This is a genomic window from Salinivibrio sp. IB574, from assembly GCF_001996205.1.
GTDB classification, from domain to species: Bacteria; Pseudomonadota; Gammaproteobacteria; order Enterobacterales; family Vibrionaceae; genus Salinivibrio; species Salinivibrio proteolyticus.
The window spans coordinates 96227-110971 of sequence record NZ_MUFN01000018.1 but is presented as its reverse complement, the minus strand read 5'-3'; the positions used below and the strand labels follow the sequence as shown (position 1 = coordinate 110971).

Genomic DNA, 14745 nt, shown 5'->3' with positions numbered 1-14745 from the left:
CAACGTGAATGAAATGTCAGTGCAATGTAAGTTCGGCCTATTGCACACGGTGAAAGCAATCGGTAACAACGATGACACCGCAGTCCAACGCGCCCCCTCTCGCCCCAAAAAAAAGAGCCAGCCTTCGCTGACTCTTTATACCTATATTGATGCTTTTTGCCAATCAAAGCGCTTTAAATATTGCCTCAACGCTTTGTTTCGCATCACCAAACAACATCGCACTGTTCTCTTTAAAGAACAGCGGGTTTTGCACCCCAGCATAGCCGGTATTCATAGAACGCTTAAATACCACCACGTTGCGTGCATTCCACACTTCAAGCACTGGCATACCTGCAATCGGGCTTGACGGGTCTTCGGTCGCGGCAGGGTTAACCGTATCGTTCGCACCAATCACTAAGACAGTGTCCGTTTCAGGGAAATCATCGTTGATTTCATCCATTTCCAACACGATGTCATAAGGGACTTTCGCTTCGGCTAACAATACGTTCATGTGACCGGGCAAACGACCCGCAACAGGGTGAATACCAAAACGTACGTCAATACCCATCCCGCGAAGCTTCTCTGTCACTTCATAGACGGGATACTGCGCCTGAGCAACCGCCATGCCATAGCCTGGAGTGATAATGACGCTTTTTGAGTCTTTCAGCATCTCAGCAACATCCTCGGCGGTCACTTCGCGGTACTCGCCCATCTCTTCGTCACCAGATGACGCCGTGCCATCAGAGCCAAACCCGCCCGCAATCACACTGATAAACGAACGGTTCATCGCTTTACACATGATGTACGATAGAATCGCACCCGACGAACCTACCAGCGCACCCGTCACGATCAACAGATCGTTTGCTAGCATAAAGCCTGCGGCGGCAGCCGCCCAACCTGAGTAGGAGTTAAGCATCGACACCACAACCGGCATGTCTGCACCACCAATCGAGGCTACAAGGTGATAACCGAACGCTAACGCAATGACGGTTACAATCAACAGTGCTGCCGTTGACCCTTCCGCATTCACAAAGCTAATCAGCAACAAGAACGAGACGACAACCGCGGCTAGATTCAACTTGTGACGGTGCGGCAGCATCAAGGCTTTAGAAGAAATCACACCACGCAGTTTACCAAAAGCGACAATGGAACCAGTGAAGGTAATCGCGCCGATAAATACACCGAGGAAAATCTCAACCAAGTGGATATTAAGCATCGCACCGGTCAATGGTGGATGATCGATATAGGTATTAAAGCCCACTAATACCGCAGCCAGACCCACAAAACTATGTAGCATAGCCACCAGCTCAGGCATTTCGGTCATTTCAACACGCTTGGCATAATAAATACCAATCGCACCACCAATGACCATAGCAAGAATAATCCAGCCAACGCCCTGTACTTCAGGACCCCAAATCGTCGCGACTAACGCGATCGCCATCCCGGTAATACCGTAATAGTTACCAGCACGCGCTGATTCTTGCTTGGACAGCCCAGCCAAACTCAGAATAAAACACAACGCCGATACAATGTACGCAGCTTGTACCAATCCTTCAGACATTGTTTCTCCTTATCCTTTACGGAACATTTCAAGCATGCGCTTTGTAACAGTAAAGCCGCCAAATATATTGATACTCGCGATCAACACGGCAATGAATGCAAGGAAGGTAACAAACCCAATGCCTTGTCCAACTTGCAGTAACGCGCCCACAATAATAATCCCGGAAATCGCATTGGTCACCGACATCAATGGTGTATGCAGTGCGTGAGTGACATTCCAGACCACGTAGTAGCCGACCACACAGGCCAAAACAAACACAGTGAAGTGGGAAAGAAACTCGCTCGGTGCATAGTTCGCAATCCAACCAAATGCCCCAGCGGCCGCGGCCATCAAACCATATTTGGTTGCACGAGAGGTTTTCTTAGGCTCAGCTTTTGGYGTCGGCTCGGCTTTGGGTGCTGCTTTAGGTTGCGCCGAGACCTGAATCGGTGGCGCAGGCCATGTAACTTCACCTTCTTTGATGACGGTCACGCCACGAATCACCACATCCTCAAAATCAATGGCGATATTGCCATCTTTCTCTTTGCAAAGCAGTTTAGTGAGGTTAACCAAGTTGGTGGCATACAGTTGTGATGACTGCGTCGGTAAGCGGCCTACCATATCGGTGTAGCCAATCACTTTCACCCCGTTGGGTGTTGTGATCACTTTATCCTTTTCCGTGTATTCGCAGTTGCCGCCGTTTGCAGCGGCCAAATCAACAATCACGCTACCCGGTTTCATACTGTCGACCATCTCTTTGGTCACCAGTTTCGGGGCAGGTTTACCAGGGATAAGCGCAGTCGTGATAATGATATCGACATCTTTCGCCTGTTCAGCGTAGAGTTTTTCGGCAGCTTTATTAAACTCATCAGACATTTCTTTGGCATAACCGTCGCCACTGTCTGCAGTGTCTTGTTTAAAGTCAGCCTCTAAGAACTCGGCGCCCATACTTTCACCACCGCGCGATAACCGGCAATGTTGGCCATCGAACTTAGCGCATCCAGCGATTGTGCACGGGAGATCCTTGGCACCGCATCCATCGCCATCACATTGATTTTGCGAGCCGCCAAACGCTTCAACAAGTCTTCATTTTGCGCTGGCCAAATAAAGCTGACTAGCGTGGCTCCTTCTTTAATGAGCGCAATTTCGTCTTGACCGGTTTCTTCAACCACACCCGGTGCATTCACTTTAAAAATGACATCCGATTGCCAAACGGCTGCGGTATCAACAATACTCGCCCCGGCTTGCTCAAAGGCAGTATCTTCAAAACTCGCTAGCTCCCCAGCGCCTTTTTCAACTGCTACTTCAAAGCCGAGTTTTATCAACTGCTCCACCGACTTTGGTGTCGCAGCAACTCTCGTTTCATTAACGAGCCTTTCTTTTGGAACACCAATCTGCATAGCTATTCCCTGACTATTGGCTTATGAGAAATTTTTTGTAACGAACCACAGGTCAAATATCAAGCACCTGTAGGCATAATACTGACAAAAAAAGGCATACCTTGATAAAACCCATAAAGACTGCGAAAAATCGATAAAAAATAACGCCGCAAGCACCACATAAGGCACGTGCGACGTGGGTGCAGTCTGTTGTCAGCGTCCGATGCTTAGCAACGCAACATCACTAACTTAACGAGTTTGAGCGACAATCACCACAGGGCAAGGATCGCAATTCTGGTGTAAATGTGATCAGTGCTACATTTTATCTTTTTTTGTTTCGAATATTTATGCATTAGTTTTGGTATGGCGCAGAAGCCCATGCCAGTAGTAAGGTCAAAATAGGCGATCACCTTTCTGGTCAATCATCATTTTGGCTTTGACTAGCATCAAGCTGTTGGCATCTTCCTGATTCCCCAATAAATCTGAGCGAATAAACTGATGCGTGAGCGTTTCTTGTCCCTGCTGTTTGCAAATTCGCCCACACACTCGGTACTGCCCGTTTTCTGGCGTTGCTTCGGGATATATTAGATAGCCTTTGTACTCAGTCGGGGTCACTGTTGGGGCTGATGCCTTGCGAGGGGCATCGTTTCGTGAGAATAACTTAGAAAACCATCCCATTGTGTTTGTCGCTCCATTGAAATACGTTTAGCGTCAATGGCTAACCTGCCATGATCCAAGCCAAAGTACTAGTCGCACACCAGTTTCTTTACGTTAACCGTCGCGATAGAACAAAAAAAAACGCCATATCGTTATGATATGGCGCTTTGTTTTTATCAGGTCATCTTATCGGTTTATGCCAATGTCACGTTGCAAATGTGCGGGTAAACGGCTTGCATCATAAGCATGTGCATTGGTGTTGCTGGTAAACAACACATCCATGGCATGAGCGATCAGTCCTTTGATTGTCACCGCGTAAGATCGACGTGTGCGTGGCATGTTTGCCGTAACAGTTGTCATACGATCCTCGCTTTGTTTTCTGAATCACTCGCGGCGCATTATAGAAACAGTGACTTAGATTCTAAACTGATGATAATTCAACCCAGGCATTAGTTTTATTTATCCGAAACACGGCTATCCACCGCAATGACTTTTGTTAATTTTCGGTTAAATAAAGAGCTAGGATAAATAATGGGGGATACGGCAGATTTTAAACAACGTCGATTGCTGAACCTGCCTTCTGCGACATGCTATATCAGGCTTTTTTGCGTATAAATCGACGAAAACGAACAAACTTTACTCACTTTCAGGAAAAAGCTGGTAACATAGCCGTTACACATGTGATTAGGGTGCTGTCCATGCTAGCATTTCTTGCTCGACATTCTGCGTTGTTTCTTTTTATTGCCGCTTTAATCGGTTTTGCGTTTCCTCACCTTTCATTGGCACTTTTTCCCTACCTGCCCTATGTGTTATTCGCATTAATGTTATTTACCTTACTCGGGATCAACCAGTCCCTATTGGTAAGGGCTCTCGGGCAATGGCGCGTTTGGCTTTACGCATTTGTTCATGCCGTGGCTCTGACCATCATCACCTGTACGATTGCATGGGGACTGGGCGCCTCCGATAACATGCTACTCGCGATCAGCGGGATCTGTGCCACTGGCTCGTTATTCGCGACACCTGCCATTATTCGCTCATTAGAAATGGACGCATTAATCGCCATGGCATACACCATTGCGTCAACCTTGCTAATGCCCATTGTACTCTTTATCAACCTCAGCCTATTGAGTGGCGAAGCGTTCTCACTCGACTTACACAGTTATATCGCAAGGCTCGTGATCTTTATTTTTGGTCCGATGGGGATGGCCGCGCTATTTCATGCATGGATTAAGCCTGAGAAGTTAAAACGTATTCATGGAAAACTGGCGCAGTTCACGATTGTATTGGTGTTTAGCTTTCCACTGGGCTTGGTGGGTCCGATTGGCGCTATGTGGCAGAAGGATAGCGGTTACGCCTTGGAGCTGTTAGCAATTTCAGTCGCATTATGCATGCTTTTCTTTGCAGTTGTGTATTGTATCTATCGGCGGTACGGGGAAGAAGCCAGCATGATTGCCGCAGTCACCGCCGTAAACCGCAACGTGTTACTCACTTATACGGTAGCTGGCGCCGCATTAGGGCCGGTATTTTTACCTCTCATTGGTGCCATTCAGCTACCTATTTACTTACAACCGTTACTGGTGCGTTGGGGAGTACGTTTAAAGCGCGCATCCCACAACGCCACCACGGATAACTCGCTTAAATAACGGGCACGAAATACACTAACGATGCCCACGCGAGTAGCCAAAAGGTGATTAAACCCACATCGAACCAATCACGCATTTCCATACGAACCTCACTTTCTATTCGTGTGCCGATAAATTGCGTTCCTAGATACATATCGACCATGGAGATGAAAACTTAACCTTGCGGCAACAAAGTGCCGTGGTTACCCTTCATCTGATAGTAAGCAAGGGATGGGCCAAGTAAGTGATTATGATTGCCAGCAGCTCTCGCCTTGCTGAGGTGATGCGAGATAACACACCAAAGGCTGGTCAGGGAGCTGCAATACATCTTGCGCTCGCGCGTATTGCATGAAGCATTCTGCCATCGATAAACCAATCGAGCGACGACGCCCGGTTTGAAGTGCATCGTAGCCCTCTTTACCTTGCGCGGTATATGAAGATGACACACCAACGTATTGGCGCTCATCATCAATCGCAATCCAGTGCTGACCGCGCTTAATGTCTAATTGGGTGATGCGCGCGCCCATTGGCTGCCATGCTTCATAGCGATAGCGCAGATCGGCACAATAGGGAAAACTGCCCGAACCGAGTCCAATCACCCCATTATCCGTGGCATTATTAATCGCACCTTCCAGCGCATTGCGGATTTGCGCGCCAGTTACCCGATACGCAATCACATCAATCGCAAACGGAAGTAACGAACCAGCGATAAGTGCGGCAGAGAGCGGACCTGCATTTAAGCTCACCCGAACACCGCCGGCATTATGGATGGCAAAATCTGCCTCGATACCCTGTTCACGCGCCGCCCATAGAAAGCTTTCCGTCACCAATGGCGCGACATCACTGCCGCCTTGCTGATCCGGCACGCGAACATGACGCAACCGCTGCGGCACATGCGTGACAATGTCACTTTCTAACTGTGCTACCCGAGGGCGATAAGTTTGCTGCAAATACTGCTTGAGGGTGAGATCACTCGGCAAAATTAGAAGATTTTGCTGTTGGTTCAGATAGTCACGTGCCGCTTGGTATGAAGAAGCGGTCAGTTTATGCTCACGCGACGCATCCATCGCCAAACTGCGGCCTAACAATAAATAATTTTGCCCCTCAAAATGGGTCGGGCGCCCTTTGGCATCTAGCGTTAACGTAAAACGTCCAATTGCCTGAGCGTGGCAACCGGCTTGGACAATCCAGGTATCATTCACTCGATAACCGTAAGGGTCTTGGTTGTCGAGGCCAATGTTTTGAAAATCACCCTGCAGGACGTGGGTGTGCCCACCCACAATCACATCAATGCCAGAGACAGATTCAGCCAATGATTTATCTTTGTCATACCCTAAGTGGCTGAGCAGGATCACGGTACCGACCCCTTGCGAACGCAAGTATGCCACCGTGTTTTTGGCAATTTCTGTCGCGGGCAAAAAGGGCGTGTCATGATCAGGGTTAGCCAGTGCAGCCATTTGCTCGACCGCAAGACTAAAAATACCCACTTTACGCCCCGCTATCGTCTTGATCATCACGCTGGCGCGTTTCTGTTCGGGCAAATACGGCAATAACGCGGGCTTTTCACTGACGCGCTTTTCTTTGTCTGCAGCTTCATTGGCAACGTGCCAATTGCCGGCCAGCAAGGGAAAGGTAATACGATCAAGAAAATCAGCAACCGGACCATTACCCAGATCTAACTCATGATTCCCGATTGCCATCGCATCAATGCCCAGCTGATTGAGCATATCGGCATTGGCTTGCCCTTTAAATAGGGAATAGTACAAGGTACCTTGAAAGCAATCCCCCGCATGCAAGAACATGAAAGCGTGGCCTTTCTGGTCCGCCTCAGCACGAAAACGCTTAACGGCAGATGCAATACGTGCAAAGCCACCGCAGTTCGCATAAACACGCGTCTGTGTGCTATCCAAGCTCAGCGAAACAGGTGTCGATTCAAAATGCGAGTGGGTGTCGTTGATGTGTGCAATGGTTAAAGCGATAGATTGAGGTGCTGTCATAGTAATCCGTGTTACAACACAAAATGTGATGGTACAAGATTATCATCTGAAGGAACAAATCAGGTTAAGTTTCTGATAAATTATCGCTCATATAACAACAAGGATGCTATATGACAACTCAAACTCCTTCCGTGGCTTTTATTGGCCTAGGCGTCATGGGGTTTCCCATGGCCGGACATCTACAAAAAAATGGCTTTCCAACCACTGTCTATAACCGTACAACGGCCAAAGCAGAACACTGGTCAGAACAATATCAAGGGGCCTTCGGTACGACACCAGCGGAGGCTGCCGCTCACGCCGATATTGTTTTTATGTGCGTCGGTAACGATGACGATGTGCGCAGTGTCGTGTATGGCGATATAGGTGTACTTGCCAACATGAAAAAAGGCAGTGTGCTGGTCGATCATACCACGACATCAGCCGAACTGGCCTTAGAGCTCGCTGACGTCTGTGGCCGACAGGGTATCCAATTTTTAGATGCTCCAGTATCGGGCGGACAAGCAGGCGCGGAAAATGGCGCATTGACCATTATGGTTGGTGGTGAGCCATCCGTTTTTGAACGTGTTGAACCCGTCATGCGCGCTTACGCCAAGGCAAGCCAACACATCGGCCCCCATGGCAGTGGACAGCGCTGTAAAATGGCCAATCAAATTTGTATTGCGGGCGTTTTGCAGGGCTTGTCAGAAGCGATCGCATTTGCCCAGTCGGCCAATTTAGATATCGACAAAATGATTAGCGCCATCCAGCACGGTGCAGCAGGCTCGTGGCAAATGAGCAACCGCGCCCACACCATGGCAGACGATCAGTTTGATTTCGGTTTTGCCATTGACTGGATGCGCAAAGACCTTGGCTTTTGTTTAGACGAAGCCGCCAAATTAGGCGTGGATCTCCCTCTCACCCAACAAGTTGATCAGCGTTATGCACAACTTCAACAGCGCGGGTTTGGCCGCTGTGATACCTCTGTTTTAATCAAGCAGTTTGATAATAAGAAATAATTTACCCTCCAAGTGTGCAGGCCAGCATGGCCTGCTTTTCTCATTGTTGCGGTTAAGTGGTATGATGCGCGCCATAATAACGCTATCTATCAGCGTCGTGCTTCCGCATTGGTAGCATGCAGACGTAGAAAAGGCCGTAAGAACATGGTTAATAACAAAATTCAATGGTTTCCGGGCCATATGCACAAGGCGCGGAAAGAAATCGAAGAAGTCGTTCCTAAGATCGATGTGATCATCGAAGTGCTCGACGCACGCATTCCCTTTAGTAGCGAGAACCCGCTGATCCGCACACTGCGTGGCGATAAGCCTGTTATCAAAGTACTGAACAAGCGCGATCTTGCCGATCCTGCCATGACAGATATTTGGATGGCACATCTTGAGCAAGAGCAAGGCGTTTCTGCTATGGCCATCACCACACAGCAGCAAAGTGAAGTCAATCGAATCATGGAGCGGTGTCGCGCGCTTGCTCCTCATCGCGAAGCCATGGGCAAAAATATTCGCTCGATGATCATGGGGATCCCTAATGTGGGGAAATCAACCATCATCAACAGCCTTGCCGGTCGAGTAATTGCTAAAACAGGTAACCAGCCCGCTGTGACGCGCCAACAGCAACGAATTAACTTGCAAAATGGCGTAGTGCTTTCGGATACACCGGGAATTCTATGGCCAAAAGTAGAGAATCCACATAGCGGTTTTCGCCTCGCGGCAACCGGCGCCGTTAAAGACACGGCGATGGACTACGACGAAGTGGCGTTTTACACCGTCGAGTACCTAGCCAACGCCTATCCAGAGCGTCTGCAAGAGCGCTATCAGCTGGACGATTTACCCGAAACTGAAATCGAGTTGATGGAAGCGATTGGGGCGAAACGCGGTTGTTTGCGTGCTGGCGGGCGGGTCGATATTCATAAAGCGTCAGAAATCCTGCTTCACGACCTCCGTGCCGGGGCACTGGGTGGTATCACCCTGGAAGCGCCCGATATGATTGAAACTGAATTAGTGCAAGTGGAAGAAGAAACCGCACGCCGCGAGGCAGAAAAAGCGGCAAACAAAGAAGCACGGCGTAAGCGCTATTTAAAGAATAAACGCTAAGTACTATCCCGCATCTACCTTGTAAGATGCCGGAGAATCCGCACACAATAAGGCCCGATTGCATCGGGCCTTTTTAATGACACATCCCTTTAAACGTATCACGATAAGATTTGTTTAATATCGGAAGAAATATCACTGATCAATTGCCGAGCGCTCTCATCTCTTTGTTGCACCAAACTGATAAACAGTAAATCTGTGATCACATTTTGCGCCGTACGGGACGCAATAGACGAACTGCGATGCTTGGTTTCGTCAGCAATGGTATCGAACGTAATGTCTGCGATGTGTCTGATACGACTTCGGCCGGGTCCTAATAAAGCGATCACCTTGGCACCTTGTTCTTTAGCCGCCTCCGTGGCGACTAAAATCTCTTTTCGTTCCCCCGAAAATGAAATGACAATTTGCACGTCATCCACCCCCAATGTGCGCGCGACGGCAATTTGTACATGACTGTCTTGTTCACACAGCGCCGTGATCCCTAGTTTCAATAATTTAAAACTCAGATCTTTCGCAGTCAGCGCCGAACTGCCAATCCCCACCACTTGTACCCGACGTGCTCCATTAAGCCACGCTACCGCTTGATGACAGGCTTCATAAGAAAGGGCATTGGTGGTTTGAAACATGGCCTCCGTTTTCGCTTTCACTAATTTTTGGGAAATCACCGTCATGGGATCATCAGCCAAAATATCACTGTGCATTGGTGTCGATTGCATCACTTGCTTACGGCCAATCTCTTCATTCAGCGCCAACTTGAACTCACTGTATCCTTTGTAACCCATTTTTTGGCTGAATTTCACAATGCTCGATTGACTCACCCCCACCTGCTTAGCCAGTGCTTGGCTCGTTAGCTGCGCCGCTTTCTCTGGATGCGCGATAATCCAATCGCCAATCAGGCACCCCTGCTGCGACAATTGTGTCCGCCGAGCTAAAATTTTATTGATAATTGACATAACGCCTCAACGCCATAAATAAATTATTCCAACATTAGAATTACATCGAATACCCCTAAATTGCTGAAAAAGCATCATTCACCTGCAAATTAAGCGCCATTCATCCCAAATATTATCGACATTATTCCAGAGTCTCCGTGTATAAAGAATAACCATAACAGTGATTTTGATCACTATATTGGAATATTTTATTCCATAGAATCGCCGTCAAATAACAGCTGATGTGAGAACAAAGCATGACAATTGATTTAAGCGGATTGGTCACAGAAAGCCGCAACCCGGCCAGTGCAGAGATAGACACACTTTCAACGGTCGAAATGCTACAAGTGATCAACGATGAAGACCAAAAAGTGGCGCTTGCGGTAAAAGCCGTCTTGCCACAAATTGCGCAAGTGGTGGATGCAATTACGCATGCATTTGCACACGGCGGACGCTTAATCTACATGGGTGCGGGAACATCTGGCCGCTTGGGTATCTTGGATGCCAGCGAATGTCCTCCCACCTATGGCACACATCCGGATCAAGTCATTGGGCTTATCGCGGGTGGCCATCAAGCCATTTTAAAGGCGGTGGAAAACGCGGAAGATAACGAGCAACTTGGCCAAGACGATTTACAGTCACTCAACCTAACCGATAAAGATGTGGTTGTCGGCATTGCGGCGAGCGGTCGTACACCCTATGTACTCGGCGGATTAGCCTATGCGAAAACCATTGGCGCCATGACAGCATCGATTGCTTGTAATCCTCATTGCCAAATGGCTGAGGCGGCAGATGTTGCCATTCTGCCCATCGTGGGGCCTGAAGTCGTCACCGGCTCTTCGCGCATGAAAGCCGGTACCGCGCAAAAGCTCGTCCTCAATATGCTGACATCTGGAGCAATGATCCGCAGCGGTAAAGTGTTTGGTAACCTGATGGTTGATGTTGAAGCCACTAACGCCAAACTGATCCAACGCCAAATCAATATTGTGGTGGAAGCCACCGGTGCCTCAAAAGCGGTAGCTGAACAGGCCCTCTGCGCATGCGATCGTCATTGCAAAACTGCCATCTTGATGATTTTGGCCGACTTAGATGCCGAGCAAGCAAAAACTCGCCTCACCGAGCACAACGGTTTTATTCGTGCAGCCCTCCATCGTGATTAACTATTTTTAGCTCCAGAGGATCGCCCCCATGGCCAAAATCACTGCAAATACCGTCGCGCAACTGCTGTCCGCCGTTGGAGGGAGCAGCAATATCAGTCGATGTGGTAACTGTATGACAAGACTGCGGTTATCCCTTGCCAATAACAGTTTGGCTGACCAGTCTGTTCTTAAAACAATCCCCGGCGTTATGGGGGTGGTCGAGAGCGATGAGCAGTTTCAAATCATTCTCGGCCCCGGTAAAGCACAACAAGCGGCGGAGATGATGAATCAGCTTCTTGAATCCTTGACCGTCAGTGGTGACGAAACGTCAGCTGCGACACAGCCAGATCTGGCTACACTGGCGGCCGAGCAAAAACAACAGCTAAAAAGCAAACAAACCAGCGCTATTCAACGCTTTCTGAGTAAGTTTGCCACCATATTCACGCCACTGATCCCCGGCTTTATTGCCGCGGGATTGCTGCTTGGATTTGCGACCTTGTTAGATCAGATGTTTGTACTGGGCCAAACCCCGAGTCCGTTTGTGGTCGATTTGATCGCGTATATGCAAGTATTTGGCAAAGGCTTGTTCGCGTTTCTGAGTATCTTACTCGGCTACAACGCCCAACAAGCGTTTGGTGGTTCGGGCGTCAATGGTGCTATTCTCGCGTCTTTGTTTGTGTTGGGCTATGACCCCGACGCCAGCTCGGGGATCTACTCGGGGATGAGTGAGTTTTTTGGCATGACGATCGATCCTCGCGGCAACATTATTGGCGTATTGATCGCAGCCATTGTCGGTGCGCAAGTGGAACGTCAGGTTCGCAAGTATATGCCAGACGACCTCGACATAATTTTAACCTCGCTCATTACCCTATTTATCATGGGTGCGGTGACCTTCTTGTTGATCATGCCGATCGGCGGCGAGCTATTCAAAGCGATGTCTTGGCTGTTCCTTAACTTAAACGATAACCCGTTAGGTGCTGCGGTTTTAGCCGGCGTGTTCCTGATTTCTGTGGTATTCGGCATTCATCAAGGATTCGTCCCTGTGTACTTCGCGTTGATGGAGGCCCAAGGCTTTAATTCGCTGTTCCCTATTCTCGCAATGGCGGGTGGTGGCCAAGTGGGTGCATCCATGGCGCTGTATTTCAAAGCGAAGAAAGATGCGCTACTGCGGACCCAAGTGAGAGGCGCGATTATCCCTGGTCTGCTCGGTATTGGTGAGCCACTAATTTATGGCGTGACCTTACCTCGCGTGAAGCCCTTTGTGACAGCATGTATTGGTGGCGCAGCCGGCGGATTTTTTATCGGTCTGGTGTCGTACTTAGGTCTGCCAGTTGGCTTGAACACAGTGTTCGGTCCTTCCGGTATCGTAGCGATCCCGTTGATGACGTCAGATAGCGGCATTTTTCCGGGCATGCTGGTCTTTGTTGCCGGACTGCTTATCGCTTATGTGGTTGGCTTTCTCGCGACATACTTCTTTGGCTGTAAAGATGTCGATTTAAGCTAGTTCATTCCCCCATCCGCATGAACCAGCTTGCGCCCTTGTCTTCCTCAAGGGCGCACCTTTTTCTACATCCGCGTGCGCGTTTTATACTGACAAAAAAAGAAGGCCTAGCAATATGCGCTAAAAGCCCTCTTCCGTTATACAACCCACGCTAAATTAAGAACGCGTTACGTCCACCAGCGCATCGGCCAGTGTATCAATATGGCGCTCCGCTAAGCCGGCAATATTGATGCGGCTATCTCCAACCGCATACACGCCATGCTTATCACGCAGTTGATTGACTTGCTCTGAGCTCAATCCCAACACAGAGAACATCCCACGGTGCTGTTGAATAAAGTCAAAGTAGCCATCACCGGTTCGATCGCGTAAAGCTGCCGTCAGGCCTTCACGCAGGCGGTTAATGCGCGTGTTCATCGCTTCGATTTCTTCGCGCCACTGCTTAGTGAGGGCGTCGTCGGTGAGAATGGTTTCGACGATCGCCGCCCCATGATCCGGTGGCATGGTGTAGGTGCTGCGCGCCAGTTGCAAAATACGCCCTTTGGCATTTTGCGCTTCCTTGGCTGATTTACCCACCACAATGGCAGCACCGGTGCGCTCACGATAGAGGCCGAAGCTTTTCGAGCAAGAGGTGGCAATCAGCATCTCTTCAACGTTATCGGCTAACACACGTAGGCCACGCGCATCTTCATCTACGCCATCCCCAAACCCTTGATACGCAATATCCACAAACGGGGTAAAGCCATTACGATTAGCCAACTCAGTGATGGCTTCCCACTCTTTCAGGCTAATGTCCGCTCCCGTTGGGTTATGGCAACACCCATGCAACAACACCACGTCGTCAGCACCGGCTTGCGACAGTGCATTCAGCATGGCATCGGTATCCACCATTTTGGTGTCTCGATTGAAATACGGGTAGAACTTGACCGTTAGGCCTGCCGCTTCCATGACAGGTTTGTGGTTCACATAGCTTGGGTCAGTCAGCCATACCGTGGTCACCGGCTTGGCAAGATGCATCAGGTCAGCCAGCATCCGCAACGCACCGCTCGCACCCGGCGTTTGTACCGCGGCACAGCGATGGTAAGCATCCGTTCCCTTCAGCAGTAGATCAATCATGGCTTGGTTGAAGTTTTCATTGCCGGCAAGACCAACATAGGCTTTGGTTTGCTGGCTTTGCGCCAATGCTTGCTGCGCGGTTTTAACCGCTTGCATAATCGGTGTTTGCCCGTGACTGTCACGATATACACCAATGCCCAAATCCATTTTGTGCTCACGAGGATCGTCACGAAATGCCAATGACAAAGAGAGGATCGGATCCTGCTGGGCAGGCGAGAGCAGATCTAACATAGTTTTACGTCCTTTTAGGCTTGGATGCTCAAGATACGTAATACCCTACCCCATGCGGGAAAATTGGCAACCTCTCAGCGCTGATTCTCTTGCCACTGCTGGGCTCGCTCGGACAAAAAGTGTACGCATTGGTTGTCACTCCCTCGCCAGACTAAGTTAGGATCGGCGCGAGATTGTATAAACTTCCCATCAATCAGCACATCAACGTAAGCCAATATTGCTTGTTGTTCCGGCGAGAGCTCCGCCAAGGTATAGCCACTCCATAGCCAAACATCCTTGTCTGGTGCATGCTTAGCCACTTTTTGTAACAATAATTTTACACCGGCGAGATTTGCAGGATGCAGGGGATCACCACCACTCAGTGATAAACCACGCCTTGGAACACGGCTATCCGTGAGATCGTGCATGATTTGCTCACACATTAAGTCCGTGAATGGATGGCCGCTAGTAAGCGACCATGTTGATTTATTGTAACAACCACGACACTGATGCTCACAACCCGAGACGAACAATGTGCACCGTGTGCCGGGACCATTCACGACATCGACAGGAATATATTTGTGGTAGTTCACGC

At 49.2% G+C, this 14745-nt stretch carries 12 protein-coding genes and 1 pseudogene; 5 read left to right on the top strand and 8 right to left on the bottom strand.

The genetic code is table 11. The features are described 5' to 3' along the window. Positions 1–163: 163 nt before the first annotated feature. The 4 genes and pseudogenes from pntB to BZJ17_RS17290 form a co-directional block, all read right to left on the bottom strand. A complete protein-coding gene (gene pntB, locus BZJ17_RS10565) occupies positions 164–1540 on the bottom strand; it encodes a Re/Si-specific NAD(P)(+) transhydrogenase subunit beta (protein WP_077457734.1) in 1377 nt (458 codons plus the stop codon). A gap of 9 nt (positions 1541–1549) precedes the next feature. Then, a pseudogene (gene pntA / locus BZJ17_RS10560) lies at positions 1550–2919 on the bottom strand (Re/Si-specific NAD(P)(+) transhydrogenase subunit alpha). Between the two features lie 372 nt (positions 2920–3291). Beyond that, entirely contained in the window at positions 3292–3576 is a 285-nt protein-coding gene (locus tag BZJ17_RS10555) for an HlyU family transcriptional regulator (RefSeq protein ID WP_077640684.1), read from the bottom strand. 165 nt (positions 3577–3741) lie between these two features. After that, entirely contained in the window at positions 3742–3915 is a 174-nt protein-coding gene (locus tag BZJ17_RS17290; RefSeq protein ID WP_167315127.1) for a hypothetical protein, read from the bottom strand. A 338-nt stretch (positions 3916–4253) separates the two neighbouring features. Between BZJ17_RS17290 and BZJ17_RS10550 the strand changes: the two genes are divergently transcribed. Continuing rightward, a complete protein-coding gene (locus BZJ17_RS10550; RefSeq protein WP_077640683.1) occupies positions 4254–5198 on the top strand; it encodes a hypothetical protein in 945 nt (314 codons plus the stop codon). A gap of 227 nt (positions 5199–5425) precedes the next feature. Here BZJ17_RS10550 and BZJ17_RS10545 read toward each other — a convergent pair whose 3' ends face one another. Continuing rightward, the gene (locus tag BZJ17_RS10545; protein ID WP_077640682.1) at positions 5426–7174 is read right to left on the bottom strand and encodes a bifunctional metallophosphatase/5'-nucleotidase; all 1749 of its coding nucleotides are present in this window, start codon (positions 7172–7174) and stop codon (positions 5426–5428) included. 110 nt (positions 7175–7284) lie between these two features. Here BZJ17_RS10545 and BZJ17_RS10540 point away from each other — a divergent pair, with 110 nt between their 5' ends. Both BZJ17_RS10540 and ylqF read left to right on the top strand, forming a co-directional pair. Further along, on the top strand, positions 7285–8169 hold the full coding sequence (locus tag BZJ17_RS10540; protein WP_077640681.1) for an NAD(P)-dependent oxidoreductase: 885 nt from the start codon (positions 7285–7287) through the stop codon (positions 8167–8169). Between the two features lie 144 nt (positions 8170–8313). Then, entirely contained in the window at positions 8314–9258 is a 945-nt protein-coding gene (ylqF, locus tag BZJ17_RS10535; RefSeq protein WP_077640680.1) for a ribosome biogenesis GTPase YlqF, read from the top strand. A 98-nt stretch (positions 9259–9356) separates the two neighbouring features. Here ylqF and BZJ17_RS10530 read toward each other — a convergent pair whose 3' ends face one another. After that, entirely contained in the window at positions 9357–10208 is an 852-nt protein-coding gene (locus tag BZJ17_RS10530) for an SIS domain-containing protein (RefSeq protein WP_069586909.1), read from the bottom strand. A 236-nt stretch (positions 10209–10444) separates the two neighbouring features. Between BZJ17_RS10530 and murQ the strand changes: the two genes are divergently transcribed. Both murQ and murP read left to right on the top strand, forming a co-directional pair. After that, entirely contained in the window at positions 10445–11347 is a 903-nt protein-coding gene (gene murQ / locus BZJ17_RS10525; protein WP_069586910.1) for an N-acetylmuramic acid 6-phosphate etherase, read from the top strand. Positions 11348–11375: 28 nt separating this feature from the next. Beyond that, a complete protein-coding gene (gene murP / locus BZJ17_RS10520; protein ID WP_077640679.1) occupies positions 11376–12830 on the top strand; it encodes a PTS N-acetylmuramic acid transporter subunit IIBC in 1455 nt (484 codons plus the stop codon). Between the two features lie 153 nt (positions 12831–12983). Here the strand turns inward: murP and BZJ17_RS10515 are convergent, their stop codons facing one another. Beyond that, on the bottom strand, positions 12984–14171 hold the full coding sequence (locus tag BZJ17_RS10515) for an amino acid aminotransferase (RefSeq protein ID WP_077640678.1): 1188 nt from the start codon (positions 14169–14171) through the stop codon (positions 12984–12986). A 74-nt stretch (positions 14172–14245) separates the two neighbouring features. Next, on the bottom strand, positions 14246–14743 hold the full coding sequence (gene nrdG / locus BZJ17_RS10510; protein ID WP_077640677.1) for an anaerobic ribonucleoside-triphosphate reductase-activating protein: 498 nt from the start codon (positions 14741–14743) through the stop codon (positions 14246–14248). Between the last annotated feature and the right edge of the window lie 2 nt (positions 14744–14745).